The sequence below is a fragment of the Mycolicibacterium arseniciresistens genome (genome assembly GCF_030519285.1).
Lineage (GTDB): Bacteria > Actinomycetota > Actinomycetes > Mycobacteriales > Mycobacteriaceae > Mycobacterium > Mycobacterium arseniciresistens.
The window spans coordinates 1-1,171 of the sequence record NZ_JAUMSQ010000538.1; the positions used below are offsets into that span (position 1 = coordinate 1).

1 protein-coding gene is annotated in these 1,171 nt (G+C 73.0%); it reads right to left on the reverse strand.

Translation table 11 applies throughout. The features are described from left to right. On the reverse strand, positions 1 to 836 hold an 836-nt coding region (locus Q2100_RS31325), incomplete at its 3' end, for a DMT family transporter (RefSeq protein WP_302917135.1). Positions 837 to 1,171 lie beyond the last annotated feature (335 nt).

The following is a 1,171-nucleotide window of genomic DNA, read 5'->3' on the forward strand; positions in this document are numbered from 1 at the left end:
CCGCGTGCCAGCGCCGCCGTGGCCACCACCATCGTCGCCGCCGCGGCGATCAGCGTGAACCAGCCGGCCTCGCCCGGCCGCAGCGCCTCGCCGAGGACGACGACACCGAGCACCGACGCCACCACCGGTTCGGTCACCGTCATGGTGGGCAGCGACGCGGTCAGCGCGCCCGCCCGGAACGACGCCTGCTGCCAGGCGGTCCCGGCCACCGCCACCAGCGCCCAGGCGTAGAGCTCGGGCATCCGCAACACCGCGAGCAGACCGTCGTCCAGGCGGTCGACCACGCCCTTGGTCAGCACGGCGAACAACCCCCACAGCGCTCCGGACACCACCGCCAGCAGCACCGCGGCGGCAGGCCCGGACCAGATCCTGGCCCCGATCACGCACAGCACCAGCGCGGGCCCGAGCACCACGGCCACCGACGTCCACACCTCGAGCGAGGCCCGGGCCTGACCGGCGGTGGGATTGCCGACGGTGACGATCACCGCGACCGCCCCTGCGAGCAGCGCCGCCCACAGCCACTCCCAGCGGGTGACCCGCCGGTGAGTGAGCCGGGCGTTGATCGGCAGCGCGAACAGCAGAGAGGTGACCAGGACTGCCTGCACCAGCAGCACCGAGCCCAGGCCGAGGGCGGCGGCCTGCAGGGCGAAACCCACCGCCGACACCCCGCTGCCCAGCCACCACTGCCGGTCCCGCAGCAGCCGCAGGAACAGGCCGGTGTGGCTGACCGGTTCGTCGGTGACCTCGTGGGCCGAACGCTGATGGACGACGTCGCCGATCGCGATGAACAGCGCGGCGCCGAGTGCCAGCAGCGCGGCGATATCCGCCTTAGCCATCGCGGTCATGCCTTCCTGCCGGGTGCGCGTGTGGCGTCGAGCCTGCCCAGGAAGGCGCGTCGGTTGCAAACCGGGAAGGCCAAGGCGCGCGCATCACGGGCGGTGACCTGTTTCAATTACGTCGGTACATGCGAGGCGCCGCGTCGCGCGGCAGTGCGCGGATCTTCCGCGCGGAGGTGCGAGGAACCGATATGACGACCAGTGAGCCCGGTGCGGGATCCGACGACGATCGACCGGCAGACAGTGAGGTGACCACACCGGCCGACACCGGTGCGGACGCAGCGACGCCTGCGGCCCCGGCCCCGGCACCGACGCCCCGGCCCGGCCCGAAACCG